The sequence below is a fragment of the Synechococcus sp. CBW1004 genome, from assembly GCF_015840715.1.
In the GTDB taxonomy this organism is placed as follows: Bacteria; Cyanobacteriota; Cyanobacteriia; order PCC-6307; family Cyanobiaceae; genus Cyanobium.
Genome location: NZ_CP060397.1, coordinates 1881925 through 1907786, shown reverse-complemented (window position 1 = coordinate 1907786; position 25862 = coordinate 1881925). Strand labels below are relative to the sequence as shown.

The window sequence follows — 25862 nt, the reverse complement described above, 5'->3', positions numbered from 1 at the left end:
TTTTTCTTATTGGTGAGTTTATGGATCAGGTGGTAACTAGGGTTTTTGTTCAAAGCGGACAAGAGGTTGTTCCAGGGCAGGACATCTACGAATATAGTCACAATGGCAAGCTTTGTACAGTCCAAGCGCATATTAAAGGGCGCATCGATTACGATGATGTGCTCGTTCGGATGGGCGCTTGTTCGCCAGGGTCCATATCAATACGAACCAGGGCGACGTCAAAGCCACTAGATGTGCTCTTGGAGGAGTTGTATTCCCTGGTGGGAATGGAGAGTATTAAGCAAGACATTCAAAGGCAAGTTGATTTTCTTAAGATTCAAGCCATCAGAAGCGCGATGGGTTTTCCATCCACGCGTCTATCTCATCATATGGTCTTCTCGGGAAATCCAGGAACTGGAAAAACGACAGTGGCCCGAATTCTTTCCGGGATTTATCGTGAAATCGGCATCCTCTCCAAGGGACACTTAATTGAAACCGATAGATCTGGACTTGTCTCTGGATTTTTGGGCCAGACAGCATTGAAAACCAGGGAGAGGCTGGATGAGGCGCTTGGCGGCATTCTATTCATAGATGAAGCATATTCACTGTGCTCTGCAAATCGATCTGATTCATTTGGGTTGGAGGCCATAGACACTATTGTCAAGTACATGGAAGATAACAGGGGCGACCTAATTGTGATTGTCGCTGGCTACGAAGAAGAAATGAGAAGATTTATCGCTTCAAATCCCGGGCTGAAATCTCGTTTCAGCAATTTCTTGCACTTCCCTGATTATAGCCTAGATGAGTTGCAGGCAATGTTTAATATCTTCGCAGCCAGGCAAAACTATAAGCTATGCGCTGGCTGTGTTGCCAGCCTTCGTAAAGCATGTGAGGCAATTCGCTCAAGTACCGCTGTGACGTCCGGTAACGGTCGAGCAGTCAGGAATCTCTTTGAGAGGGCCATAATTAACCATGCGTCAAGAGTTGCGCGCCTAAGCTTGCCTAGCCGCTATGATTTAGAGTATTTAGGGCCTGAAGATATTTCGGCTTGAGGGGGTCCGATTGTCTGTTCTGGGTGAGTATTGTTTGTCTGGTGTCCGATTAACGCATTCGAAGACTGCCTGAGTGCTTAGTGATATGTGTTTCTCCATGGCTTTGCCATGGGAAATAATTTGCCCTTGATTGTATGACTCATGGTGATGCCGTTGGTTCGGTTTTCGATGTCGCCCCGTAGCTGAGCCCAGGACACTTTGTGCGGCTCTGCTTCGCTTACGCGCGTCTCCTTTTGCGCACCCGCCAGCGGATGGCCTCCTCGCAGGCAGGGATGTTCCACACCATCGGGCTGTTGCGATAGGGGCCGCGTCGCCAGTGCTTCCCGTCGATCAGGAACTCGTCGCGCATCGCGTAGCGCTTGAGGGTGTCTGCGCTCACGCCCAGAACCAGCGTGGCTTGGCCGGTCGGAAGCCATTGCTGGGAGGCCTGTAAGGCCGAGGTGACAGGGGTGTGCATGGGAAGACCGCCTGATGGTGGAGCAAAGGGGGCTTGGAGGGGCTGTCAGGGGGAGAAGCAGCGCCATCAGGGCGTGCCGCCCCGAATCGCCTGGAAGCAGCGGGGCACGTGCCAGAGCAGCGGCGTATTGGCGTGCGGGCCGCGGCGGAAGTGGGTGCCCTCCTCAAGCAGCCGATCGCGGCTGGCGTAGCGCTTGAGGGTGCTGTGACTGATACCGAGCAGCTGGGCGGCCTGCGGGGTGGGCAGCCAGTCGGAGAGGGTGGCGGGTGGGGTTGGCGACATGTCATGGCATGCATCTGCGGCGAGGGTATGGAGCGGTTTTGGCGATGCCACACCGAGGCTGTGGATCAGGCCGGAATCGCCCGTGGGCTGACGCCTCCGGTTGCCGTCTCGCCAGGAGGCGTGAGTGAGGCGGTGGCGGCACGGACTCACAGCCAGAGAAGACGGCATGGATCGGCAGCGGCCGCCTGCTTCCCAGGCAGGGCATCGCAGAGCTCTCGGTGCCGAAGGCTTGTTCGATCCCTGCCGAAGCTGCGGGACGCAGCCCTATCGCCCAGACCCCGAGCCCATCAATCTGCGCCAAATTCTGCGCCCACACCCCGTGCAATAGCGTCAGAATCCAGTCCTGCACTTGAAGAGACTGTTGCCTTACAAGCAGGATGTCGCTGGTTCGAACCCGGCAGCGGGCATGCCTTCACGGCATCGCATGGACGCCCCCTCAGCCCCGCTGACGATCGCCTTCTTCGGGCTCGGCGCGGTGGGCTCCTCGATGCTGATCTGCCTGTCGGAGCTGGCCGAGCGCGACGACGTGGCGCTGCGCTTCGTGGTGGTGGTGCTCAACGTCGATCTGGCCCGCGATGCCCTGTTCCACGCCGAGCGCCTGTTCGACCGGATCGACTTCATCGGCCTGCCGGATTTCGCCCCGCTGTTCGAGGGCAGCGCGCCGGAGCTGGAGCGGCTGAGCGGCGCCGAGGTGCTGGTGAATGCCGCCTGGCCAGGCTTCAACCGACCGCTGCTGGAGCTCGGCCTGCAGCTCGGTGCCCATGTGGTGGACCTCGCCTCGGACATGTACGACGCCGAGACGGAGCGCAGCCTGACGTTCTCCCAGTACGGCTTTGAGCAGGCCTACCGCGAAGGCGGCCGCGCCGCCCTGATCAACCTCGGCATCTCGCCGGGCGTCACCAACTTTCTGATCGGCCTGCGCCTGCACCAGCTGCGCAGCTCGCGGCGTCGCGATCTGGAGATCGAGAGCGTCGATCTCTATCTGCTGGAGGACATCGACGCCGATGAGATCGTCTTCTCCTGGTCGCCGCTGGTGGCGCTGGAAGAGCTGGCCGCCCGCCCGCGCCTGCTGCGGGACGGACGCATCCAGGTGCTCGAGCCGTTCAGCTCTGCGCGCGAGCACCACTTCCCCGGGGAGGTGGAACCCACGCGCCAGTACCCGCTCTACCAGGAGGAGCTGCTGTCGCTGCACCGCTCCTTCCCGGAAATCGAGTCGATCGGCGTCTACACGGGCGGCTCCGAGGTGGAGCTGGTCAAGGCCCTGTTTCAGCTCAGCCTCCTCTCCAAGCGCACCCTGCCGCAGCAGAGCGAGCTGACGGTGGAAGCGATGGTGCGGGCGATCCTGCCCGGCATGAACAAGCCGCGCCGGATCGAGGAGTATCTGCGCAACGGCGTGATCCGCCGGGCCCACTTCGCCGCCGCCGCCGAGATCCGCTACACCGAAACCGTGCGCAACGACCGCCAGGTCACGATCGAAACCGTGGGCCTGAGCTACCTGCGCTACCGGGGTCTGCTGGGCAGTCCCTATGCCGGCGCCACCTATATCTCCTATCCCACCGCCGTGGGCGCAGCGATCCTGGCCTGGCATGCCCTGGCCTTTCTGCGCGAGGACGGCGGCAGCCTCGACGGGGTGATCACCGGCGAGGATCTGGCGCGGCTGCTGCCCCGCTCACGCGCCGACGCCATCCGCCGCGACCTGGTGGCCTGGGACATCGATCTGTTCGAGACGGTGCGCGACGCCACGCCGGTCTGAGCCAGGGCGGCGCAGGAACGACTACGGAGGCGCCGGCGCGTCCTCCTGCGGCAGGGGAGGCAACGGCGGCAGCGGCGGCGGGGGAGGCACCCCTGGGGAGGTGCGCACTTCGAGCTCCGCTGGATTGGGAGCGGTTTCCGGACCGATCAGCTCCACGGCGGTGCGCTCCACCACCAGTCGGTAACGCCGCGGAGCCTGGCTGCTGTTGATGAAGTCCTGCACCGCAGCCACCTGAGCGGAGGTGGGCAGATCCGGATCGGTGACCCGCACCCGTGCGCGGATCAGGGGCGGGTTCTGCTGCCAGTCGATGCTGAGATCCACCAGATCGATGGCGGGATCGCCGCCGAGGGTGATCGTGCTGCTGCGCAGCCGCTGCTCGATGGTGACCTCGAGCTGCTGGGCCTTGAGATCCTGGCGGGACTGCTGCACCAGGCGCAGGAAGCTGCTGCCCAGCGGGATCACCAGCAGGGCGGTGAGGGCCACGCTGGTGAGGCCGAGCCGACTGTTGATCAGCCGTTGCCGATACACCTGCTCCAGCGCCCCCAGCGCCACCATCGCCCCCACCAGGATCCCCAGCAGGTTGGTCGTGAACAGCAGCAGGGCGCCATAGGCGAGCGGCCAGGAGGAGGAGGCCAGCAGGATCCCCACCACACACATCGGCGGCACCAGCGCCACCGCGATCGCCAGACCGGCCAGGGCCGAGATCGCCTCACGGCGCAGCTTGGCGTACATCGCCACCGCGCCGGCCACCAGCGCCACCCCCAGATCCAGGAGGTTGGGACTGGTGCGGCTGATCACCTCGCTGCCGAAGCTGGGAAGCGCCGCCGTGGCACTGACCGTCATCGCCAGCAGCACGCAGAGCCCCACCCCCAGCAGCAGGGTGCGCAGGGCCCGCAGGAACATCGGCAGGCGTCCCCTGAGGATCTCGTAGGCCATGGCCTGCAGGGGCAGGATCCAGGGGGCGACCACCATGGCGCCGATCACCACGCCGGGGCTGTTGGCCAGCAGGCCGAGGGTGGCGATCAGGGTGGCCCCCACCGTGAGCACCACGAACACCTGATTGAAGCCGGCCTCATGCTCGAACTCCCTCCTCAGCGCCTCGAGCCGGGCGTCCTGTGAGGACGACGTGCTGATGCCCACCGTGGTGCCCTGCGATTGGCCGTGCCGATCCTGCCGGTGCCGATGCGGTTTGTCCGGGACACCGATCCCGTTCGAGCCACGCTGCGGACCGGGTGCGCCTGCTCTGCGGCGATCGATTCCGCGAACCCGAGCGGCGGACTCCGCTTCCACCGGCCATCCCCACCGCCGCCTGCGGCCTGGAGCCCGTCGCACAGCCTGGCCTGACTCCCACCTGCGGCCCTCCTCTCGCCCCACCCAGAGCACCGGCAGCGCTCCGAAGCCCGGCCGAGCTGTGAAGCACCCTTCATGAAGGCCCGTTGCCTGCCGTGAAGACACTTGTCCGGCACCGCGGGGGCGGTTGCCGGCTCGGCCGGGCCGGCCCAAGGTGGCTGCATCGGGATTCGGAGGCTCCACGCATGGATGACACCCCCCCGCAGCAGAACCCAGGAGCGCGCTGACGATCCGGCCCCTGCTCCAACACTCTCGACGGATCTTCGATGTTCCAGGCGAGTCCCTGCTGTCTGAGCGGCCTGCTCCGAGCTGACAGCCTCGCCGTCCACCGCACCGTTCACGGCCCAGCCTCAGGTGCCCCGGACCCATGGAACGTCCCCCTGGTCACCTGGCCCCAGGTGCCAGCGCCAGCAGCTCCGCCCCCACAACCGAAGACTCCCTGATCTGTTGATCAGAACGTCCATCAGGCCCACCATCGCGCAGCGGCACCTCCTGTCCTCGGGGCTGCACGACTGAGCAGGCAAGCGCCCGGAGCCCCCCGCTCCGGGCTTTGTTGTGTTCCGGCCTGAGCCACCCCCACTGGCAGGCAGCACGTGGGATGTGGCGATGCGGCTGCTGCGCTCCGGCTGGAACGTGGCCTGTCTGGTCCTGCTGCTGGCCACGCCGATCGCGTGGAGCCTGATCGCGGCGTTCTGATCCGACCCGCGGCGGCTCAGAGGGCCACCACCTGATTGCGGCCGGCAGCCTTGGCGGCAAACATGGCGCGGTCAGCGCGGCGGACAAAGAGATCGGCATCTTCACCGGCGCCATGCGAGGCCACGCCGATCGAGAGCGACACGTCGATCAGCCCATCGCCGTAGGGAATCGGCGTCGCGGTGGCGTTCTGCAGCTTCTCAGCCACCACCATCGCCTTCTCAAGGCTGGGGAGGTCATCGAGGAGCACCAGGAATTCGTCGCCCCCCAGCCGCCCGGCCCGATCGTTCTGACGGATGGTCGCCCTGATGCGATCCGCCGTGGTGGTGAGCACCAGATCACCGGCGGCGTGTCCGTGGGTGTCGTTGATGCCCTTGAAGTTGTCGAAATCACAGAACAGCAGGGCCAGCTGCTGGGCGTGCTCCGCCCTCCCCCCGGCCAGGCGTCCCTGCAGCCAGTCGAGGATGGCCGCCCGACTCGCCAGGCCGGTGAGCGGATCGGTGGTGGCCTGCCGCAGGAGCCGCTGCTCCTGCAGCACCTGGCCATCCACCGGGTTGAGGGTGATCACGAAGCCGTCCTGCAGGTTGATGGGCTCGGATCCATCGCCACCGCGCAGGGCCCCCTCAAAACGGCGCCGGCCCACGCCCTGCAGGCGCCGCACGCTCAGTTCGATCCAGCCCCAGCGACCCTCGGGCTGGAGCAGCTGCAGGCGTCCCTGCCGGATCGGCCCGAAACCCGCCATCCACTGGCGCAGGTCGACCGGGGTGGGGGCTCCCGCGTCGCTCTGCTCGAAACTGGCGAACAGCTCGGGGAAGGTGCGGCCGTTCCACTGCAGCGGCGTCCAGCCGGTCATCTGCTGCAGGGAGGGAGACACCCAGCGGATGGCCTGGTCACGATCGAGCAGGACCACCACCTCGACGATGTTCTCGGCGAGCAGACGGTAAAGAGCGGCCGCATCGGCGAAATTGCGCGAACTCTGCGAACGCCCGGTGACATCGCGCCAGCTGAGCACCAGACAATCCTGAACCGGTGAGATCGTGATGTCATAGACACGGTCTTCCTGGAAGACATCGTGATCGGCATAGGCATAGTTCTCCAGAACGATGGTCTTGCCACGCTGCAGCGCCTCCAGATAGATCTGGAACAGACCATTCACCTTCACCTGCGGGAAGATCGCCAGCAGCATCTGCCCCACGACGGCATGACGCTCCTGGTGCAGGTACTCACAGGCGGGCTGATTGGCATCCAGAATCAGAAAGTCCTCGACCGCGCCATTCACCCCCCGCTCGGCGCGCAGCAGCAGGAACTCATCCTGGCCCTGATCCAGCGCGGTGCGCAGCAGCCGCAGCTGGGCGGTGATGCTCGGTGGGCGGTCGAGCGCAGCGTGCGCGTGGTCATCGCGCTGTCCCGTGGCAGGCTCCAGGCGGATCGGGGACTGGCCGCCAGGCTCGTCCCCGGACTGACGCAGCAGGGCCTCAAAGGCCTCCATCTCCAGCGGACGGCTGTAGAGATACCCCTGGTAGAAATCACAGCCAAGCTGCTCCAGGCAGGCACTCTGCTCAGCGGTCTCGACCCCTTCGGCGATGCACTCCATTCCCAGGCCGTGAGCCAGGGTGATCGTGGCCCGCACGATCGCCTGATCCTCCGGGGATTCGACGATCGAGCTCACGAAAGTGCGATCGATCTTCAGCCGATGCACCGGCAGGCTGCGCAACAGCTCGAGGGAGGAATAGCCGGTGCCGAAATCATCAATGGAGATCCGGAAGCCCTGATCCGCCAGCGCGATCAACTGCTCCCGCGCCAGGAGCGGATTGCGCAGCAGCACCGATTCGGTGATCTCCAGCTCCAGCTGCTCCGGGGGCAGCGAAAAGGCGCGCAGCGTGTCCAGCAGCCCCCCCACGAAATGACGGCTCGGCAGCTCCAGCTGGCGCGGGGAGATGTTCAGCGCCAGACGCGGCAGGGGCAGGGCGCTCTGCTCCCAGAGCTTCAGTCGCTCCAGCAACCGCTCCAGGGTCCACTGGCTGATCGGCACGATCAGGCCGCTCTGCTCGGCCAGGGGAATGAACTGGGACGGGGGGATGCTGATGCCGCGGCGGTTGGTCCAGCGCAGCAGCACCTCACCGCCGATCAGCGTGCCCGACTTGTGCACCTGGGGCTGGATCATCAGGCGCAGCTGCTGGCCGTCGAGGGCCTGCGCCAATTCACCGTCGAGTTCGAGGCGCTCGCGGATCTGACGGCTGAGGGTGCTGGAGTAGGCGCAGATCTGGCCGCGGCCGAGGCGCTTGGCCTGCGTCAGAGCCGTGTTGGCGCACTGCAGCAGGGACTGGGCGTCCTGGGCGTGTTCGGGATAGGAGGCGATGCCGATGCAGAGACTGGGATTGAGCCGCAACTGCGGCACCAGCGGCGGCTGCTCGGTCCACAGCTGTTCGATGCGACGGGCCAGCGCCATCGCATCGCCGAGGGAGCGGATCTCGTCCTGCTGCACCACCAGGAACTCATCGCTGCTCAGCCGCGCCAGCCAGGCCCGCGGCCCCAGGATCAACCCCAGCTGCACCGCGATGCGCTGCAGCAGCTGATCGCCCAGCTCCGGTCCGAAGCTGTCGTTGATCTCCTGGAAACCGTCGATGTCGAGGCTGAGCACCGCCAGGGACTGGCCGTAGTCGCGGCCTCCCAGCCGCTGGCGCAGCTCCTGCAGCGAGGCCTCCTTGTTGGGCAGGCCGGTGAGGGGGTCGTGGTGACGCAGCTCCTCGACCTGCTGCCGGGCCGACTCGGCCAGGCTGACATCGCAGACGGTGGCGACCACACGCTCGGGCCGGCCATCGTCATCGACGAGCACCTCGCCGCGCACCTCCACCCGGGTCTCGGAACCGTCGAGGAAGGCGAGGCGATGCCTGGAGAGGAGCGGATCGCCGCGATTGACGGCCTGCTGGAAATCGCGGCGCCAGCGCGGCCGGTCGTCGGGATGCACCAGGGTGCTGTAGCCCCAGAGGGTGGGGGTGTAGGAGGCCGCATCGGTCTTGCAGAGGCGATGCACCTGCGGTGACCAGCGCATGCTGCCGTCGTCGAAGCGGAACTCCCAGGTGCCGATGCCACTCAGGGCTTCGCCATCGTTGAAGAGAGCGATGCTCTCCTCCAGCCGGTGGATCGTGCGCTGCTCAAGCGTGCGATCGGCCACGACGCTGAGGAGCAGCAGGCGCCCATCCAGCGTCAGCACCGAATGGGAGATCCAGACATCCTGAATGGCGCCGTTCTTGCAGCGATGGCGGGTCAGGAAGGCACCGCCGCCCGCGGCCACCAGGGCCGCCCGGCGCTCGGCCACCCATCTGGCATCGTGATCCGGATCGGCCTGCAGCGCTTCCGGATTGAGGCGCAGCAGCTCGTCGCGGCTGTAGCCCAGATGCATCGCGGCAGCATCATTGCAGTCGACAAAATGCCCCTGGAGGGCATCGGACACCATCAGATCACGACCGGCCAGATCAGCGATCCGCTTGAAATCGTCCAGCCTCTGCCTGGCTTCCGGACTGAACAATTCCAGCGTCGAATTGAGCTCAGCCTCGGCCCTCATCGATCCAGGGTTCACACCTTCGGCCACACAATCCAGGCTACGCAGGCGCAACTGACCAACCCTCACACTTAGCACGGCTTAACGCCACCCCCCCCTCGCCTTCAGGCCTGCAGGCCTTCCTCCGGCCACGGCTCATGCGGCTGCATCCGCGAGCGCGTCGACGCCTCCGGGCCGCGGCCAGAACCACCTGAGGCCGGTCAATCGTCTGCAAGCCGGTGAACCATCACCCCTCACAAAGCCAGGCGAGCAGAGGCGCGGCAACCAAGCGGGCGCTCAGCAGACCAAGGGGGAGAGTCCACAGGCCGTGGAGCAACCCTGCGAGGCTTCCCTCAAGGCGAGCGCCGGATCGCGTCACTCGGATCCGGCAACCCTGAATCAGAACGGCAATCCCCGCGCCGGTGCCATGCCGAACCGTGCGCCACCGCGCGTCCCGCCCCGGGCGCGATGCTCGCGCGGTCAGCCGGTCTCGTCAGACCAGGGCGATCCAGGCCTCATGGGAACCAGCTGGGAGCCAGCGGCAGCCGCCTCCCCCGGCCAGGGCCCGCGCGGCACCCCTCGGCGACGACAGGCCCGGCAGACAACCGTGACGCAGCTTCATTAAAAAAATCCAGCATTTCCGTCCCTGGTGACAGGGGCTGCCGTTCAGTGTCGGACCCCGGGTCTAGCCCGGAGACAAGCCATCCGCAGCAGGGGCATGAGCCATTCCGACGACGCGACGCCCACTGGAGCTCCGGCCGGCCCACTGCAGGGCCGGCCGGACAGCGGGTCGCTGCCACCGCACGCCACGCTGAAGAAAGAGAAGAAGAAAGACAAGAAGAAAAAGCACAAGAAACACGCTCGCCGACTGCTCAATCCCTGCAGCGTGCAACACGACCGCTATCACCCCTCTCCGATCCTGGATGATCTCGAGGGCTATGTCGACAACGGCTGCGGCAAGCTGGATCGCAAGTTCTACGAAAAGGAGCTGGCCCGCCTGCAGGTGGAGCTGGTGAAGATGCAGTACTGGATCAAGCATGTCGGTTACCGCCTGATCCTGGTGTTCGAGGGCCGCGACGCCGCGGGGAAGGGCGGCACGATCAAACGCCTCACCGAACCACTCAATCCCCGCGGCTGCAACGTGGTCGCCCTCGGCACCCCCTCCGACCAGCAGAAGACGCAGTGGTACTTCCAGCGCTACGTGGAGCACTTCCCCTCCGCCGGGGAGATCGTGGTGTTCGATCGCAGCTGGTACAACCGCGCCGGTGTCGAAAAGGTGATGGGCTTCTGCGCAGAGGCACAGGTGAAGGAGTTCATGCTCTCCTGCCCTGAATTCGAGCGGATGCTGGTGCGCAGCGGCATCACCCTGATCAAGTACTGGTTCTCGGTGAGCGACGAGGAGCAGGAGGCCCGTTTCCGCTCACGCCTGGAGGATCCGGCCCGCCGCTGGAAGCTCAGCCCGATGGATCTCGAATCGCGCGATCGCTGGGTGGAGTTCTCCAAGGCCAAGGATGAGATGTTCGCCCACACCAACATCCCGGAGGCGCCCTGGTTCACGGTGGAGGCGGATGACAAGCGCCGCGCCCGTCTCAACTGCATCCGCCACGTCCTCAGCAAGGTGCCCTACGAGGACATGACCCCGGAGGCGATCGAGCTGCCGCCCCGCAAGGGCGGGGGCGACTACCAGCGCCCGCCCCTCAACGAGCAGTTCTTCGTGCCCAACCACTACGGCTGAGCCCCTGCCGGACCCTGCCGCAGCTCAGGTGGCAACCGGCCAGCGGTGGAGCCCAGGGTTCGGCTGCTTCCCGCCCCCTGCACTCCGTCCCGGGAACGGCTGCAGCGCCGAAACAGCACCGGATGGATGCCAGCGAAGCCCCCTGGCAAGGAGCGGCAGGGTGATTATGCTGATTCCAACACCGAATCGGAGGGCGGCGCCATGGCACCTGCCGCGCCCCACCACGCTGATCATCCGCAACCGCTGACGCCGGGCGACGGAATCTGCCTCGGACGCACCTGTCTGGCCTGGGAAGCCGACGGCGAACTGAAGCAGAACGATGTGCAGCTGATCCTGCAGCGGCTCTGCGAGGTGGATGCCCAGGCCTGCCAGGTGCTGCAGCAGGACTGGAGCTGAAGCCCCACTGGGGCAGGCGAGGACACCACCGCAGGGAGGATGGTGCTGCCTTCAGAGCGGCGGCCCCGGCAACTCCTGGCGTGGTGAGCGCTCTGGCGAGGGAGGCTGCGCCCCCGGACGGTGCTGCACCTGCTGCGGGAAGGGAATCTCGATCCCCTGCTCGGCGAAGGCCGTCCAGATCGCCTGGTTCACCTCGCTGCAGATGCCGACATTGTCCATCGGGTTGGCGATCCAGAAGCGCAGCGCGTAGTTGATCGCGGAGTCGCCATAGCTGAGCAGCAGCGCCTTGGGCGCCGGCCGGCGGAGCACCCGCGGCACCGTCAGGGCGGTGGCCTCCAGCAGGGCGATCACCCGGGCCGGATCGTGGCGGTAGGCCGCCCCCACACTCACCTGGCTGCGCCGCAGCCGATCGGTGGCCGTGTAGGTGGTGGCCGTGTCGGTGAAGAACGTCTGGTTGGGGATCAGCAGCTCGGCGTTGTCGCGGTCGCGCCAGAGCAGGGTGGCCCGCAGGCCCAGGCGCCGCACCTCGCAGGGATCGCCGTCGATCATCAGCACCTCGCCCGGCCGCACCGATCCCTCGAACAGCAGCCACAGGCCGCTGACGAAATTGGAGAACACCTCCTTGATGCCGAAGCCGAGCCCCACCGAGAGCCCCCCGGCGACCGCCAGCAGCGCGGTGCTGTTGAAGCCGAGGTGATACCCCACCGCGGCGATGCCGAGACCCACCATGGCGTAGCGGAGGATCAGCTCCAGGGCCTTGCGGCTGCCTTCACTGAAGCCGATCAGCCGCTGCAGCACCCAGGCCACCAGGGCCGACGGCGGACCCGAACCCACCATCAGCAGATAGAGCACCACCAGCGCGGAGAGGACCTTGCCGAGGTTGATCTCCACGCTGAACAGCCGCCCCACGGCGATCACCGCCACGTCCTGGACGCTGTCCAGCCGGTTGATCAGCGCCAGCAACGCCAGCACCAGATAGCCCGGACGCACCAGGCGACTCATCAGGCCATGCACCTGATCGGCCGACAGCCAGCGAGGCAGCGCCTGCTGCAGCCAGCCGAGCGCCACCCAACCCAGCCACAGCAGGGTGAGGAAGCGCAGCAGCCCCATCGGCACCCCGGCCGCCGCGAGGGGAAGGCTGATCAGAAGGGCGAGGGCGATGCCCGGCAGGGGCCGCAGTGCCTTGGGCCAGCCCTGCAGGCGGCGGTGCAGGACGGGCAGCTGGGGCAGCAGGCGCACGGCCAGGAGCACCAGCAACTGCAGCTGCACCGGCCCCCGCTCCAGGTAGCCCAGCCAGCCGGCGATCTCCAGCAGCAGTTCATTCATCGGCGTCCGCCCAGAATGCGCAGGCTGTCCTGAAGGGCCTGCTCCGGTTCGATCACGCCGAACACGAGCGCCACGATCACCTGCTCCAGCTGCACCACGCGCGGATCGGCACTGTGCAGGCGGGCCAGCAGGTCGCCCACCGCCTCACCCTGGCGCCGGGCGGCCACGAGGGTGGCCAGCTGTCGCGAACTCTGCACCGGCAGGCTCAGGCGGCGGTTCACCGGCAGGAACACCAGGTTCTCCAGGGTGAAGCTGCGCTGCACCAGCGGCCGCAGGCTGTAGCGGCTCAGGGCGATCGCCATCTGGCGCTGTTCGCCACTGGAATTGCGCCCCAGGGCCAGCACGCGCAGCGGGTTCACCGGCGTGGCCCGGGAGGTCTCGCCATCGGGCAGCGTCGAAACCCCGAAGTTGTCACCCAGGGCCCGCTGCAGCACCGGCAGATTGGAGCTGCCGCAGCTGATCCAGTCGAAGCGGCCGCGGCGCAGGCCCTCGCGCAGCGTGGCCTCCTCCTCCATGAAGGTCACATCCTTCTGAACATTGGCGCTCTGCAGCCAGCGCAGCCAGTTGAGCAGGCCCTGGCGCTGGGCCGCATCCGGAGCCCGGCCCTGGGCCGCGGCCTGCAGCGCCGGCACCGCTCCGAGGCTGCCGGCGGTCCAGACCAGGCTGCGCAGCTGCAGCGCCATGCCCACCCGCACCCCTTCGGAGCTGAGCTGCAGCAGCTGTCGCACATCGGCCGGTGGCTGCGGCACCCGGCGCCGGTCGAAGCAGGCCAGCTGGGCATTCAGCACCAGTGGCAACGCCGCCAACCGACCCTCCGGTGTGGCGACACGGCGCAGCAGGGAGCGATCGATCGCCTCGGTCTCGGCCCGGTCCAACGGCATCGGCTGGGTGAGGCCGGCGGCCAGCAGGGCACTGGAAAGATTGGCCGAGGTGACGATCAGATCCGGCCCGAGGCCGCTGCGGGTGCGCCGGCGGATCTGGCGCTGCAACTGCTCCTCCGGGTAGAGGGAGACCTGCACCCGCACATTGGGATGCAGACGGCGGAAGCCCTGCACCAGCTGCTGGAAGCGGGACTGGAAGGTGTACGACAGCTCACGGGTGATGGGCTCCTCGCCCGGAGTGCTGACCGCCACGTAAAGCACGAGGGGACGCTGGGGGAACCCCTGCGTGCAACCGGACAGGCCGAGCAGCGCAACCGAAGCGAGCAGGCCCCCCAGGCCGCGGCGCCATCGACGGGTGCCGCAGGCCACCGGGCGCTGCCGCAGGCGAACAGCGCTGACCGGCACCTCCACCGTCCTCGGGGATCGATCCGCAGACTGCGGCTCAGCCGGTGAGGCGCCAGGCCGATCCGGGCAGCAGACGACGCCACCGCGGCTTCCGGGCCACCGCCCCCGGTCTCCTCGAAGACGTCGCAGCACCTGCTCGCGCAACACACGGGCGATCATCGCCGGCCACGCCAGAGCCGGGAACCTGTCATCCGCCGGCCACGCTGTGGGGCGGGGTGCAAGCCAGGAGCCTGGGCCGGGACAGCGTTGCCCCCATCGACGTGAGGCGATGCGGCCGGGAGGATCTATTCCTCCGGGTAGAGCAACTCGGAGAGCTCATCGGGATCAACGTCGTAGACGCGGGCCAGGGTGGTCTCGATGGCGCTGGTCACCACATCCGGCAGGAAGCGCATCGCCTGGAAGGCGTCATCGGCGATCTCGTCGGTGAGCAGCTTGTCGCCACCGAGCTTCTCGTCATTGATCACCGCCATCACCCAGCTCTGGTACGCGGTGACAAGGTCGCTGAACTCGAGCTCCGGGTCGTTCAGATCCAGGGCCATCGGGCCACTCTCCGGGAGGATGCCCCTGCAGTTTGCCCGTTGCCGGCCCCCACGGCAGGTGCGCGCGTCCCCATGTCAGCCTCCGCTCTTCAGGCCACCCTCGTCGATTTCGCCCTGGCCGAGCTGGTGCGCGCCCACCGCGACAGCTTTCCACCCGCCTGGAGCGCCGAGAGCTGGGCGAAGCTGCTGATCTGGCTGGCGCTCAACTGCGGCTGCGGCAGTGATCCGGCCTCGCTGGAGGCCTTCGCCCAGGCCCTGGGGCCGGCCCTGAGCCAGCGGATGCGCCGCCTGTTCTTCAGCCGGGAGCTGGAGGATCTGGGCCTGCAGGTGCTGGCCGATCCGGCGGAGTCACAGGTGCTGGTGCAGCCGCTGCAGGCCGACGGCACCGGACCGCTGGACCCCGCCCGGGTGAGCCAGGCGCTGGAGCGCTGCGAGCTGACACCGCGACTGGCCGCTCCCGAGTGCTGGCAGACACTGGAAGCCCTGACCGCCATCCCCTGGCAGGAGGCCCCGTGCAGCTGATCGCCCGCTACCGCAACGCCGGCTTCGAAGCCCTCGCCGACGGGGTGATGGCCTTCTTCGATCGCCGCAGCGACCTGCAGCGGCCCGGCGTGGCCTTCGGCGCCGGGGATGGCCCCGACGCCGAACCCGCCAAGGTGTCCACTGACATCAGCCTGGTGGCCCTCGACCGCTCCGATCCGGAGGCCTTCGCTCTGGCTGAGGTGATCCTGCGGGGCGTGAGCGCGGCGCTCGAGCGCTACCTGCAGGAGCGGCCCCTGCTGCGTGACTGCAGCCCGGAGCAGCAGCTGTTCGTGAATCCGATCTTCAACCTCCAGCGCTACGCCCCGGGCGAGGGCTTCCGGCGCTGGCACTGCGACTGGACGATCTCAGACGAGGCGACGGAACCGGTCCATCGGGTGCTGGCCTGGATCCTGTACTGCAATTCCCTGCCGGACGGGGGCACCGAGTTCCACTGGCAACAGCACCACGAAGAGGCCGAGCGGGGCAAGCTCGTCCTCTTCCCGGCCGGCCTGTCGCACATCCACCGCGGCCGGGTGAGCCAGGAGCACAGCAAGACGATCGCCACCGGCTGGATCAACGCCGGCAGCCGCGCGGATTACCTCAGGCGCCTGGCGGCGGGCTGAGGCGCGCCGCTTCAGGGGTTCAGCGCCCCTCCCCCCGGTGCCTCCGAGGGCACGATCAGCCCCTCCAGCTGCCGCTGCAGCTCCGTGGTGAGGTCGGCCACGGCGCGGCGGCGGTTGCTCCGATAGGCCACCAGCCAGGGGTCCATCCCCAGGGGCTGGCCCACACGCACCAGGGCCCGGCGGGGGCCCAGCCGCGGCCGCCTCTCGGGATCGCCGCCCTTGATCCGGCAGAGGGTGTCCCACAGGATCAGCAGCGTGTCGGCGAAGCGCTCCTGGCTGGGCCGCTCCCGCACGTAGCGGCCGCTCACCGCCACGAATGACTCCACCAGGCGCATGTGCCAGAGCCGTTCGGCGGTCTCCTGGGCCAGCCGCTGCGCCAGGCCCTGCTCGAGGGGGCACGGGCCGGCTGCGGCGTGGACATCGGTGGCCTGAGCTGCGGGGACCTTGGCATCGGGGGCCTTGGCATCGGCGGCCCGGAGCCGGCCGCTGTGGCGCTGCCCGGCCGGTGTCACCCCATTGCCGCCGGGATAGAGGCGCTCCCAGCCGGCCTGCTCGATCCGCCGGCAGCGGGCGCCCAGGTCGCCGTGGGGCTCCACCGCCAGAGCCTGCTCCACCACCTGCAGCGCGGCGTCCAGCAGCCTTGCCAGCCGCACGCTGAGCCGCCGGTTGGGATCCAGCTCCGCCTCGCCATCGACCGCGACAGGCAGGGGCTGGTAGTACGCATCGCGGTAGAACGCCTCCATACAGCTGAGGATCCGCTCCGCCAGGGCCAGCATTCGCCTGTAGAGCCGCTCGGGCGCCAGGCCATGGTCGCCCGCCTGCAGACCGGCATCGCGCTCGAGATCGCTGAGCAGCGCCTCGATCGCCGGCCACACGGGCCGGGTGAAGCCGTACTGCAGACCCAGCGGCAGCACCACCATCCGCTCGCTGCGGCCGGCGCGGGCCAGATCGTCGGCGGTCCAGAGGGCCAGCTGCGCCACGCCCGGCTCCAGGGGGCTCACCACCTCGTTGTGGCCGTTGGTGGCTCCCTCCGGCGCCACGGCGAACGGATAGGGACCATCGAGCAGCAGCGAGCGGGCGGTGCGCAGCGCCGGCAGATCGAGGCCCCCCCTCTGGATCGAGCAGCCCCCCAGGTGCGACAGCATCCAGCCGGCCGCCTCGCCGGCCCACAGCGGAATGCCGCGGTCGTAGAGGAACTGGGCATGGGGCCGAGGGCGAAACCGGTCGGCGCGCGGCAGGTCGTGCCAGAGCAGCTGCGCCAGCACCGCCGGATCCTGAACGGTGGGATGGCGAAAGGCGAGCAGCAGGCGGCTGCGGCCCTCCTGGAAGGCATGCATCTGCTCCGAGAGCCGCTCAAGCCCCTCCACGCGCACCGCCTCGATGCCGCTGCGTCGCAGCCACAGGGGCATGAGCAACCGCGCCGCCGCCAGCACGCGCCGATCGAGCCGCGGCGGGAGGAAGGCCAGGGGGGTGCCGGTGGCCATGGTCGATGCAGCGCAGGCGAAGGCGGCCCCGTGGGCCAGGGGCATCCTGGCGGCGCCGCCGGCCCGCGGAGCCGGATCGGGCCTCCCCGACAGGCGACCCGCTGGCGGCGCCTGCATCAGCCATGGCCAACGGAGGCGTCTTCGGGAGCGCCGGGTATCCCGGACGACACGCCGCAGTGAGGCCGGCGTGGTCGGCTCAGCACGGTTCATCGTCAACGCCGTGCGCCACTCCCTGCTCCCCGCACGCCAGCCGGGCGTCTCCCGACGTCAGAGCTGGCGCCGTCGCCTGCGCCTGCTGCTGCGGGTGGGATCGCTGGTGCTGGCGATCGGCCTCAGCAAGCTGCTGGTGCATCACCTCGGTCTCGAGGTGATCACGATCAACCCGCTGTTCTCCGCGCTGGTGGCCTCGACGGTGTTCCTGCTGGGCTTCCTGCTCAACGGGGTGCTCAGCGACTTCAAGGAAAGCGAGAAGCTGCCCGCCGAGATCGCCACCTGCCTGCAGACGCTGCAGCTGGAGATCGCGGCCATCCCTCTGCACCAACCCGGCAGCGACGTCGGCCGACATGGACGGGCCGTGGCCGAGCTGGGCCGTGAGATCCTCCGCTGGCTGCATTCAGACCTCAGCACCGAGCAGCTGCGACTCACCCACAGCCGCTGCCACACCGTGGTGGTCGAGGCGAGCACGCTGCATCGCTCCTCCACCCTGCAGGGACGCCTGATGGCGGAGATGGCGGCGCTGCTGCGGATGATCAACCGCATCGACACCATCCGCGAGACCCGTTTCGTGCCGCTGGTGTACTGGCTGGCCCTCGCCAGCATCACCCTGCTCTGCGGCGGTCTGGTGTTCTCGGTGAGCGAAGCGATCAACGAAGCCTTCTTCTTCGTGTGCGTGATCGCCTTTCTGCTGATCTTCCTGCTGCATCTGATCGACGATCTCGACAATCCCTTCGGCAACGCCGATCCCGATTCCTCCGAAGACGTGAGCCTGGCTCTGCTGCAGACCGTGGTCGCCGAGATCGAGAGCCGCGGCGACGCGCTGGTGAGCTGAGGGGCAGGCCAGAGCTGCCGGCAGGCCCTGCATGACGCCCGGCGGGAATCCTCCGGGGCAGACGACACGCCCCAGGGGAGCGCTTGCCATGACCGGATGCGGCGGGATCGGCTGGATGGAGGTGCCACAGGCCCGGCCAGGGGCCTCGCGGGGGTGGCGGTGGCCGGCGACGGCGCAGCGTTCCCAGGGCTGGCACTGGCGCTGGCGCCGCTTCCGACGCGACTGCGGGGCCGCCGCCAGCTTCCGCACCTGGCTGCCGGTGATCACTGCCTCCACCCTGGTCAGCGGCCTGATCCTGGGGGCCCATGCGATCGGCAGCGAGCGCTCACGCCAGGAGCTGATCCGGCGTCTCGTGCAGGAACAGCTGCAGGCCATGGCCCACAACCTCGAGGTGGAGACGCGGGACTGGGCCACCTGGGACGAAACGCACCTGCATGCGACAGGGCGCAATCCCGCCTACTACGGCAAGGGCAACTACACCCGCAACACCTTCCTGCGCCTGCCCTTCGTGATGGTGCTCGACCGCGACGGCGACCCCGTCTCGAGCGCCCACTGGAACGATCGACGGCAGCGGATCGAACCCCTGCCGCCGCTGCGGGCACGGCAGCTGCTGCAGCTGATTCCCGGACGGCGAGAGCTGCGTCCCCGCACCTTCCTGGCCATGGTCGAAGGTCAGCCCCATCTGCTGTCACTGCAGCTGATCGCCAACGCCAGCGGCGATGCACCCCCCGGCGGCCGCCTGCTGCTGGGCCGCCCGCTCGGGGGGCCGGATCAGGCGATCACCCGCCGGGCCCTGGCGCTGCGGCACTACGACTTCGAGCCCGTGCATGCCCTGCCCGCGTCCCCCCTGGGTCCGCTGGCTCTCGCCATCCGCACACCCCAGCTGGATGGCTTGCAGCCCCTGCAGATCAGCGTGCGGCGCCCCGCCAGCGAGCGACTCCAGGCCCTCGCCGCCTTCGGGGTGCTGCTGGGGCTGGACAGCGCCGTGCTCACGGTGTTGCTGCTGCAGGCCTATCGCCAGCGGCGCCAGCGACGTCAGCGGGAATGCCGCCAGCAACGGGAACAGCAGCGGCTGCGGCGGGCCCTCGATCAACGCGACACCGTCGATGGGCTGACCGGCCTGCTCAATGCCCGCGGCCTGCTGGCCGCGATGGAGGCGCAACGGCAGCCGCCTGGCGGTGACGCGCCGGGAGGTGTTGTGCCGGAGGGTGTCGCGCAGGCTGGTGTCGCGCGGGCGCTGCTGCTGCTCGACATCCGCCACTTCGCCCTGATCAACCACAGCTTCGGCCGCGCCTTCGGCGACCGGGTGCTGATCGCCTTCGCCCGCTGGCTGGAGCAGCACCTGGATCGCTCCAGCCTGGTGGCCCGCTGCGGCGGTGATGAATTCAGCTGCTGCCTGGTGGGCCCGAGCGGCAGCGCCCTGCGGTCGCGGATCGAGGCTCTCACCGGGGCGCTGCAGCAGCTCGATCTGCCGGTGGACGGACGCACGCTGCGTCTGGCCGTCAGCGCCGGCGCCCGCCTGCTCGCCGACGCCCCGGCGCTGACGGCCCTGCAGGACAGCGGCGTGGCCCGGGATCTGGCCAAGCGCTCCGGCAGCCGGCAGTGCCTGTTCTACGGCGATGAGGAAGCGACGATGCAGACCACCATCGCCATCCAGCGGCTCAATCAGGAGCTGGTGGCCTCGCTGAAGCAGAACCGCATCGCCCTGTTCGCGCAGGCGGCCTGGCGGCTGGACCGCTCTGACCTGCCGGCTGTGTACGTGGAGTTTCTCTCCCGCCTGCAGGATCCGGAGGCGGAAGGGAAACAGCGGTACCGCTGGAGTGAAGCGCTGGTGGAGGCCGCCACCCTCTGCGGCACCATGCCGCTGCTCGACAGCCATGTGCTCGAACTCAGCTGCCGCAGCCTGCAGGAGCTGCTCAGCCGTCACCGCGACGAGCCGGCGCTGGACGCGATGGTGTTCGCGATCAATCTCACCGCCGACACCCTGCTGGCTGATGACTTCAGCGCAAGGGTGGAGTCGCTGCTGGAGCGCCACGGCCTCGACCCACAGCGGCTGTGCTTCGAGATCACCGAGCAGGCGGCCGTGCACAACCTCACGGTGGTGACAGGCGCGATGCAGCGGCTGAGGCGGCTGGGTCTGCGCTTTGCCCTCGATGACTTCGGCGCCGGCATGACCTCACTGAGCCACCTGCGCGACCTGCCCCTCGATTACGTCAAGATCGACAAGGCCTTCATCTGGCGTGTGAAGGGCGATCCCACCTGCCGGCTGACGGTGGACTTCCTGGTGCGGATGGGCCGTGAACTCGGCTTTGAAATCATTGCCGAAGGCGTGGAGGATCTGCCGCTGCTGTATTTCCTGCGCGATCTCGGCGTCACGATCGCCCAGGGTTATGTGACCTCCATTCCCTCCTTGTTCGATGGCCGCGGGGCCGAGCTCGGCTTCAGCCGCTGCGGCCGCGAACGACTGGGGCTGCAGCTCTCCCTCGTGGGCTGAGGCGGCACCAGCCCCGTTTGAGAGCATGGGGCCACTGCCCGTGCCCGCCGTGTCCGACGCCCTGCCCAAGACCTACGACCCGGCCGGCACCGAGAGTCGCTGGCAGCAGGCCTGGGAGGAGAGCGGTGCCTTCCACCCCGATCCGGCCGCCTCCGGTGAGCCGTTCTCGGTGGTGATCCCGCCGCCGAACGTGACCGGCAGCCTGCACATGGGCCATGCCTTCAACACGGCTCTGATCGACACGATCGTGCGCTTCCAGCGCCTGCGCGGCAGGAACGTGCTCTGCCTGCCCGGCACCGACCACGCCTCGATCGCCGTGCAGACGATCCTCGAGAAGCAGCTGCAGGCCGAGGGCGCCCACCGCGACGACCTGGGCCGCGATGCCTTCCTGGAACGGGCCTGGGCCTGGAAGGCCGAGAGCGGCGGCACGATCGTCGGCCAGCTGCGCCGGCTCGGTTATTCGGTCGACTGGAAGCGTGAGCGTTTCACCCTTGATCCGGGCCTGAGCAAGGCCGTGAGCGAGGCGTTCGTGCGCCTGCATGAGCAGGGCCTGATCTACCGGGGCGAATACCTGGTGAACTGGTGCCCCGCCTCCGGCTCGGCCGTGAGCGATCTGGAAGTGGAGATGCAGGAGGTGGAGGGCCACCTGTGGCACTTCCGCTATCCGCTCACAGGCGGCGCCGCCGCGGATGGCACCAGCCATCTGGTGGTGGCCACCACCCGCCCCGAGACGCTGCTGGGCGACACGGGTGTGGCGGTCCATCCCGGCGACGCGCGCTACGCCTCGCTGATCGGCAGGACCCTGCTGCTGCCGCTGGTGGGGCGCGAGATCCCGATCGTGGCCGATGAGCACGTCGATCCGGCCTTCGGCACGGGCTGCGTCAAGGTCACCCCCGCCCACGACCCGAACGACTTCGCGATCGGGCAGCGGCACGGGCTGCCCCAGATCAACGTGATGGCCAAGGACGGCACGATGAACGCCGCCGCCGGCCGCTTCGCCGGCCTGGATCGCTTCGCCGCCCGCAAGGCCGTCGTGGCGGCGATGGAGGAAGAGGGCTTCCTGGTGAAGGTGGAGCCGCACCGCCACAGCGTCCCCTACTCCGATCGCGGCAAGGTGCCGGTGGAGCCGCTGCTCTCGACCCAGTGGTTCGTGCGCACCGAGCCGCTGGCCGCCCGTTGCCGGGAGGCCCTCGAGCAGGGCGAACCGCGCTTCGTGCCGGAGCGCTGGAGCAAGGTCTACCGCGACTGGCTCACCGACATCCGCGACTGGTGCATCAGCCGCCAGCTGTGGTGGGGCCACCGCATCCCTGCCTGGTTCGTGGTCAGCCTCACCGGCGGCGTGATCACCGATGGCACCCCCTATGTGGTGGCGCGCGACGAGGCTGAGGCCCTGGAGAAGGCCAGGCAGCTGCACGGCGAGGCCCATGCCGCCGCCGGACTGGAACTGACCCTCGAGCAGGACCCGGATGTGCTCGACACCTGGTTCTCCAGCGGCCTGTGGCCCTTCTCCACGCTGGGCTGGCCCGGTGAGAACGGTCAGGAGCCGGCCGATCTGGCCCGCTGGTACCCCACCTCGGTCCTGGTGACCGGCTTCGACATCATCTTCTTCTGGGTGGCCCGGATGACGATGATGGCCGGCGCCTTCCTGCAGGAGGACGGCCCGGATGGCGAGCTGATGCCCATCGGCGGCCGCGACAGCTGGATGCCGTTCCGCGATGTCTACATCCACGGCCTGGTGCGCGATGAGAACAACCGCAAGATGAGCAAGTCGGCGGGCAACGGCATCGACCCGCTGCTGCTGATCGAGCGCTACGGCGCCGACGCCCTGCGCTTCGCCCTGGTGCGCGAGGTGGCCGGGGCCGGCCAGGACATCCGGCTCGACTACGACCGCAAATCCGACACCTCGGCCACGGTGGAGGCGGCGCGCAACTTCGCCAACAAGCTGTTCAACGCCACCCGCTTCGCGTTGATGAACCTGGGCGGCGAGACGCCGGCGAACCTGGGAGCACCGGATCCCGCCCGCCTGCAGCTGGCCGATCGCTGGATCCTGTCGCGGCTGGCGCGGGTGAACGGCGAGACGGCTGAGCGCTACGGCAGCTACGGGCTGGGTGAGGCCGCCAAGGGCCTCTACGAGTTCGCCTGGAATGAAGTGTGCGACTGGTATGTGGAGCTGATCAAGCGCCGCCTCAACCCCGATGAGAATCCCAGCCCCGAGGCCCTGACCGATCAGCGCACCGCCCGGCAGGTGCTCGCCAAGGTGCTCAGCGAACTGTTGGTGATGCTCCACCCCCTGATGCCGCACCTCACCGAGGAGCTCTGGCACGGGCTGACCGGCGAGCCCGCCGCGTCGTTCCTGGCCCTGCGGCCCTGGCCGGCCCTGGACGCGTCCGCCCTCGACGATCAGCTGGAGGCCAGCTTCGCCGAGCTGATCGAGGCGATCCGGGTGGTGCGCAACCTGCGCGCCGTGGCGGGCCTCAAGCCGGCCCAGCCGGCACCTGTGCGCTTCGTCACCGGCCGGCCGCCCCTGGCGAAGCTGCTGAGCGACGCCACCGCCGACATCACCGCCCTCACCCGCGCCGAATCGGTGCAGGTGCTCGATCCCGCCGCTGCGGAAGCCAGCCCGGCGGCCCGGGCCCTGGCCGGCGTCAGCGGCGAACTGCAGGTGCTGCTGCCGATCGAGGGCCTGGTGGACCTTGAGGCCCTGCGCGGCCGCCTCGAGAAGGACATCGCCAAGGCCGAGAAGGAGATCAAGGGGCTCTCCGGTCGCCTGGCCAACCCCAACTTCGCCGGCAAGGCGCCGCCGGAGGTGGTGGCCGAGTGCCGCTCCAACCTGGCCGAAGCCGAGGCCCAGGCGGAGCTGGCCCGCAGGCGCCTGGCGGATCTGGGCTGAGGCGGCCTCTGCGGTGCCTCTGCCTGAGGCCCCTCCACGCCCCCCGTGCCATGCCATGGGCAGCTTGTCCCCTGCTGAGGAGCCGATTCAGCCGGCGGCGCGCTCCATCCCACAGACGCCGTCATGGCGCAGCCGCCGCATTGGCTCCAGATCCACATGGTGTGACTTTGACCGTCAGGGCGAACATCACCCAGCCGGGGCATGATCAGGCGTGTCTGACGTCATCCTGACCAAGCCCTTTGTCCCATCCGCACTTCTCTCGACGCCGCAGATCGGGGCGCATTGGTGCGCATGGAACGGACGCGATCTCCCCCCGCTCAAGCAACGACGGCTCCGTCTTCCCCATGCCGACGAAGCGGGCGACGATCGCTGCCAGCGTGGCGGAACGCCTGCGAAACCTGAAGCCGGAGGATCTGGAGCTTCGCTTTCAGCCGATCCTGCAGGTGCGCGATCCCGGCTGCTGCGCCCTGGAGCTGCTGGTGCGCTTCCGTCCACCGGCACTGGCGGCACTGGGCACCGGGACCGTGGTGCACTGCGCGCAGGATCTGGATCTGGTGCATCGGCTCGATCAGATCGTGCTGAGGCGCCTGGGGGAGGTGCGACAGGCCTGGCAGAACCTTGGCCCCCTGCGTGAACGCATCCCCTACATCAGCGTCAACATCAGCGCCGGCTCCGTCGCCACGGTTCAGCGGCAGGACGCCTTGATCGCCCTGGTGCGCGAGCTGCGGCTGGATCCGGCACTGTTTCGCTTCGAACTGGCCGAAACAGCCGCAATGGAGGACCTGTCGGGTGAGGGCCGGCAGGGATCGGTCTCGCAGCGCCTGATGGAGGAACTGGAGCTGCGCCTGCTGATCGACGACTTCGGCTCAGGGCTCTCCAATTACCGCCGCCTCTGTGAAGCCTGGTACGACACCATCAAGCTGGATCTGCAGCTGGTGCAGGGCATCGCCGCCTCCTTCCGCATGCAGACCTTCGTGGGGTCACTGATTCAGGCGGTGCATGGCTTCGGCAAGACCGTGGTGGCCGAGGGGGTGGAGCAGCAGCGCGACCTGGAGCTGCTGCTGCGCCTGGGCGTGGATGCGGTCCAGGGCTATCTGGTGGCACAGCCCATGCGCTGGCACGACCTGGAGCCGTTCCTGCGACAGAGCCCCTGGCTCGAGCCAGGCTGCCTTGCCGGTCTGTGCGAGCGAATCCGGCGGTCCGATGCAGAGATCCAGACCCCGCTGCTGCACAGCTCCGTGGGCGAACCGCCCCTCGCACCGCTGCCGCTGGAACGCTATGTGCTGCAGCACTGGTCGAGTCTGCGCGACTTCGAAGAAGTGATGCTCTGCTATCTGCGTGAACTGCAGAGCTGGGGCCTGGATGTGATGCGCCTCTCCTTTGCCTTTCTGCCGCAACAGGAGGATGTGGATTGTCATCAGTTCATCTGGCATGTCACCAGACCCGGGGAGGTGCAGAGCGTGCGCATGCAGCGCGACTTTCTGCAGACGGCCCAGCATCTCGACAGCGTCCTGCACCACATCGCAACCCGCGCTCCGATCGTGCGCCTTCCACTGGGAGAAGGAGACAGCGGCGGCTTCGCCTTTCTGGAGGAATTGCGCCAGCAGGGTGGCAGCGACTATCTCGGCCTGCGCCTCGCCTCGCGCGGTGTTTCGATCCCGGTGCTCTCGATCTGCCTGCGCGGCTCCGGGCACTTCGATGATGCGCGGGTGGAGCAGATCGAGTCCCTCAGCAATCTTCTGAGCCTGCTGTTTCACGCCTTCGAGTGTGAACGGGTCAGCCGGCTCGCCCTGCTCGATCCCCTCACCGAGTTGCCGAACCGGCGCAGTTTCGATTCACGCATCCGTGCCGAGGCCGTCGCCGCCACCACGAGCGGCAGGCCCCTCGCGCTGCTGCTGATCGACGTGGATCGGTTCAAACGCGTCAACGATGGCCTCGGTCATGCCTATGGCGATGCCTGCCTGAGCCGTGTCGCCGGCCTGCTGCATCAGGAGCTGCCCCAGCCGAACTGCATGGTGGCCAGGCTGGGCGGCGAGGAGTTCGGCGTGGTGCTGGCGGACACCTCCGCGACACAGGCCGCCGTGGTCGGCGAGCAGATGCGCCATGCCGTGGAGGAAGCGGCCATCAAGCATCCGGCCCCCGTCAACGGCCGCGGGCTCACGATCAGCCTCGGGCTGGTCAGCTGGACACCCAGGCCCGGCAGCGAGGTGGATCTGGACGCCCTGCTGCAGCTGGCGGACGACTGCCTCTATGCCGCCAAACACGCGGGCCGCAACCGTCTGGTGCGCGGCGTGCTCGATGGCGTCCACACCGATCCAGTGCACTGAACGGCTCCGAATCGCCCATCGCCCGACTGCGGTTCTGGTCAAGCCGGGGTGGTGGCAACAGCATGGGGGCAGCGGCAGTGTTCGA

The 25862-nt window shown here is 68.0% G+C and carries 18 protein-coding genes; 10 read left to right on the top strand and 8 right to left on the bottom strand.

The genetic code is table 11. From position 1 onward, the window contains the following. Positions 1-20 precede the first annotated feature (20 nt). Complete coding sequence (locus H8F25_RS09155) at positions 21-1031, top strand: AAA family ATPase (protein WP_197210149.1); 1011 nt, start codon at positions 21-23, stop codon at positions 1029-1031. A 217-nt stretch (positions 1032-1248) separates the two neighbouring features. On the opposite strand, the gene H8F25_RS09150 is transcribed toward H8F25_RS09155, so the two are convergent. Together H8F25_RS09150 and H8F25_RS09145 are read right to left on the bottom strand one after the other, a co-directional pair. Beyond that, positions 1249-1410: a hypothetical protein gene (locus H8F25_RS09150; protein ID WP_231596722.1), complete on the bottom strand. Its 162-nt coding sequence runs from the start codon at positions 1408-1410 to the stop codon at positions 1249-1251. A gap of 144 nt (positions 1411-1554) precedes the next feature. Next, positions 1555-1770: a helix-turn-helix domain-containing protein gene (locus tag H8F25_RS09145; protein WP_197210147.1), complete on the bottom strand. Its 216-nt coding sequence runs from the start codon at positions 1768-1770 to the stop codon at positions 1555-1557. A gap of 424 nt (positions 1771-2194) precedes the next feature. Here H8F25_RS09145 and H8F25_RS09140 point away from each other — a divergent pair, with 424 nt between their 5' ends. Further along, the gene (locus H8F25_RS09140; protein ID WP_197210146.1) at positions 2195-3523 is read left to right on the top strand and encodes a hypothetical protein; all 1329 of its coding nucleotides are present in this window, start codon (positions 2195-2197) and stop codon (positions 3521-3523) included. Between the two features lie 21 nt (positions 3524-3544). On the opposite strand, the gene H8F25_RS09135 is transcribed toward H8F25_RS09140, so the two are convergent. Then, on the bottom strand, positions 3545-4663 hold the full coding sequence (locus tag H8F25_RS09135) for a DUF389 domain-containing protein (RefSeq protein ID WP_197210145.1): 1119 nt from the start codon (positions 4661-4663) through the stop codon (positions 3545-3547). A 922-nt stretch (positions 4664-5585) separates the two neighbouring features. Continuing rightward, entirely contained in the window at positions 5586-9131 is a 3546-nt protein-coding gene (locus tag H8F25_RS09130) for a diguanylate cyclase domain-containing protein (RefSeq protein ID WP_197210144.1), read from the bottom strand. A 694-nt stretch (positions 9132-9825) separates the two neighbouring features. Here H8F25_RS09130 and ppk2 point away from each other — a divergent pair. Then, positions 9826-10842: a polyphosphate kinase 2 gene (gene ppk2, locus H8F25_RS09125; RefSeq protein ID WP_197210143.1), complete on the top strand. Its 1017-nt coding sequence runs from the start codon at positions 9826-9828 to the stop codon at positions 10840-10842. Between the two features lie 201 nt (positions 10843-11043). After that, positions 11044-11238 (top strand): hypothetical protein, encoded by a 195-nt coding sequence (locus H8F25_RS09120; protein WP_197210142.1) that lies wholly within the window; start codon positions 11044-11046, stop codon positions 11236-11238. A 51-nt stretch (positions 11239-11289) separates the two neighbouring features. Here H8F25_RS09120 and H8F25_RS09115 read toward each other — a convergent pair whose 3' ends face one another. From H8F25_RS09115 to H8F25_RS09105, 3 genes are all read right to left on the bottom strand, one after another. Continuing rightward, on the bottom strand, positions 11290-12564 hold the full coding sequence (locus tag H8F25_RS09115) for a mechanosensitive ion channel family protein (protein ID WP_197210141.1): 1275 nt from the start codon (positions 12562-12564) through the stop codon (positions 11290-11292). Further along, positions 12561-13856, bottom strand: a complete 1296-nt coding sequence (locus H8F25_RS09110; RefSeq protein ID WP_231596721.1) for an extracellular solute-binding protein — start codon at positions 13854-13856, stop codon at positions 12561-12563. The genes H8F25_RS09115 and H8F25_RS09110 overlap by 4 nt, the downstream gene beginning before the upstream one ends. A gap of 278 nt (positions 13857-14134) precedes the next feature. Beyond that, complete coding sequence (locus tag H8F25_RS09105) at positions 14135-14389, bottom strand: hypothetical protein (RefSeq protein ID WP_197210139.1); 255 nt, start codon at positions 14387-14389, stop codon at positions 14135-14137. 72 nt (positions 14390-14461) lie between these two features. Between H8F25_RS09105 and H8F25_RS09100 the strand changes: the two genes are divergently transcribed. Both H8F25_RS09100 and H8F25_RS09095 read left to right on the top strand, forming a co-directional pair. Further along, on the top strand, positions 14462-14911 hold the full coding sequence (locus H8F25_RS09100) for a protein phosphatase (protein ID WP_197210138.1): 450 nt from the start codon (positions 14462-14464) through the stop codon (positions 14909-14911). Then, positions 14902-15534 (top strand): 2OG-Fe(II) oxygenase, encoded by a 633-nt coding sequence (locus tag H8F25_RS09095; RefSeq protein WP_197210137.1) that lies wholly within the window; start codon positions 14902-14904, stop codon positions 15532-15534. Before H8F25_RS09100 ends, H8F25_RS09095 begins: the two co-directional genes overlap by 10 nt. An 11-nt stretch (positions 15535-15545) precedes the next feature. Here H8F25_RS09095 and H8F25_RS09090 read toward each other — a convergent pair whose 3' ends face one another. Next, positions 15546-17018: a 1-acyl-sn-glycerol-3-phosphate acyltransferase gene (locus H8F25_RS09090; RefSeq protein WP_231596720.1), complete on the bottom strand. Its 1473-nt coding sequence runs from the start codon at positions 17016-17018 to the stop codon at positions 15546-15548. Positions 17019-17205: 187 nt separating this feature from the next. Here H8F25_RS09090 and H8F25_RS09085 point away from each other — a divergent pair, with 187 nt between their 5' ends. From H8F25_RS09085 to H8F25_RS09070, 4 genes are all read left to right on the top strand, one after another. Further along, positions 17206-18066, top strand: a complete 861-nt coding sequence (locus H8F25_RS09085) for a hypothetical protein (RefSeq protein ID WP_197210135.1) — start codon at positions 17206-17208, stop codon at positions 18064-18066. A gap of 88 nt (positions 18067-18154) precedes the next feature. Beyond that, on the top strand, positions 18155-20560 hold the full coding sequence (locus tag H8F25_RS09080) for an EAL domain-containing protein (protein ID WP_197210134.1): 2406 nt from the start codon (positions 18155-18157) through the stop codon (positions 20558-20560). Positions 20561-20585: 25 nt separating this feature from the next. Further along, positions 20586-23450 (top strand): valine--tRNA ligase, encoded by a 2865-nt coding sequence (locus H8F25_RS09075; RefSeq protein ID WP_197210133.1) that lies wholly within the window; start codon positions 20586-20588, stop codon positions 23448-23450. A 344-nt stretch (positions 23451-23794) separates the two neighbouring features. Then, positions 23795-25777 (top strand): GGDEF domain-containing protein, encoded by a 1983-nt coding sequence (locus tag H8F25_RS09070; RefSeq protein WP_197210132.1) that lies wholly within the window; start codon positions 23795-23797, stop codon positions 25775-25777. Positions 25778-25862: the final 85 nt, after the last annotated feature.

Coding starts and splice junctions, on each gene's coding strand:
- H8F25_RS09155 (WP_197210149.1), top strand. CDS start 21: ATGGATCAGGTGGTAACTAGGGTTTTTGTTCAAAGCGGACAAGAGGTT.
- H8F25_RS09105 (WP_197210139.1), bottom strand. CDS start 14,389: ATGGCCCTGGATCTGAACGACCCGGAGCTCGAGTTCAGCGACCTTGTC.
- H8F25_RS09140 (WP_197210146.1), top strand. CDS start 2,195: ATGGACGCCCCCTCAGCCCCGCTGACGATCGCCTTCTTCGGGCTCGGC.
- H8F25_RS09115 (WP_197210141.1), bottom strand. CDS start 12,564: ATGAATGAACTGCTGCTGGAGATCGCCGGCTGGCTGGGCTACCTGGAG.
- H8F25_RS09090 (WP_231596720.1), bottom strand. CDS start 17,018: ATGGCCACCGGCACCCCCCTGGCCTTCCTCCCGCCGCGGCTCGATCGG.
- H8F25_RS09070 (WP_197210132.1), top strand. CDS start 23,795: ATGCCGACGAAGCGGGCGACGATCGCTGCCAGCGTGGCGGAACGCCTG.
- H8F25_RS09145 (WP_197210147.1), bottom strand. CDS start 1,770: ATGTCGCCAACCCCACCCGCCACCCTCTCCGACTGGCTGCCCACCCCG.
- H8F25_RS09130 (WP_197210144.1), bottom strand. CDS start 9,131: ATGAGGGCCGAGGCTGAGCTCAATTCGACGCTGGAATTGTTCAGTCCG.
- ppk2 (WP_197210143.1), top strand. CDS start 9,826: ATGAGCCATTCCGACGACGCGACGCCCACTGGAGCTCCGGCCGGCCCA.
- H8F25_RS09075 (WP_197210133.1), top strand. CDS start 20,586: ATGGGGCCACTGCCCGTGCCCGCCGTGTCCGACGCCCTGCCCAAGACC.
- H8F25_RS09120 (WP_197210142.1), top strand. CDS start 11,044: ATGGCACCTGCCGCGCCCCACCACGCTGATCATCCGCAACCGCTGACG.
- H8F25_RS09100 (WP_197210138.1), top strand. CDS start 14,462: ATGTCAGCCTCCGCTCTTCAGGCCACCCTCGTCGATTTCGCCCTGGCC.
- H8F25_RS09080 (WP_197210134.1), top strand. CDS start 18,155: ATGACCGGATGCGGCGGGATCGGCTGGATGGAGGTGCCACAGGCCCGG.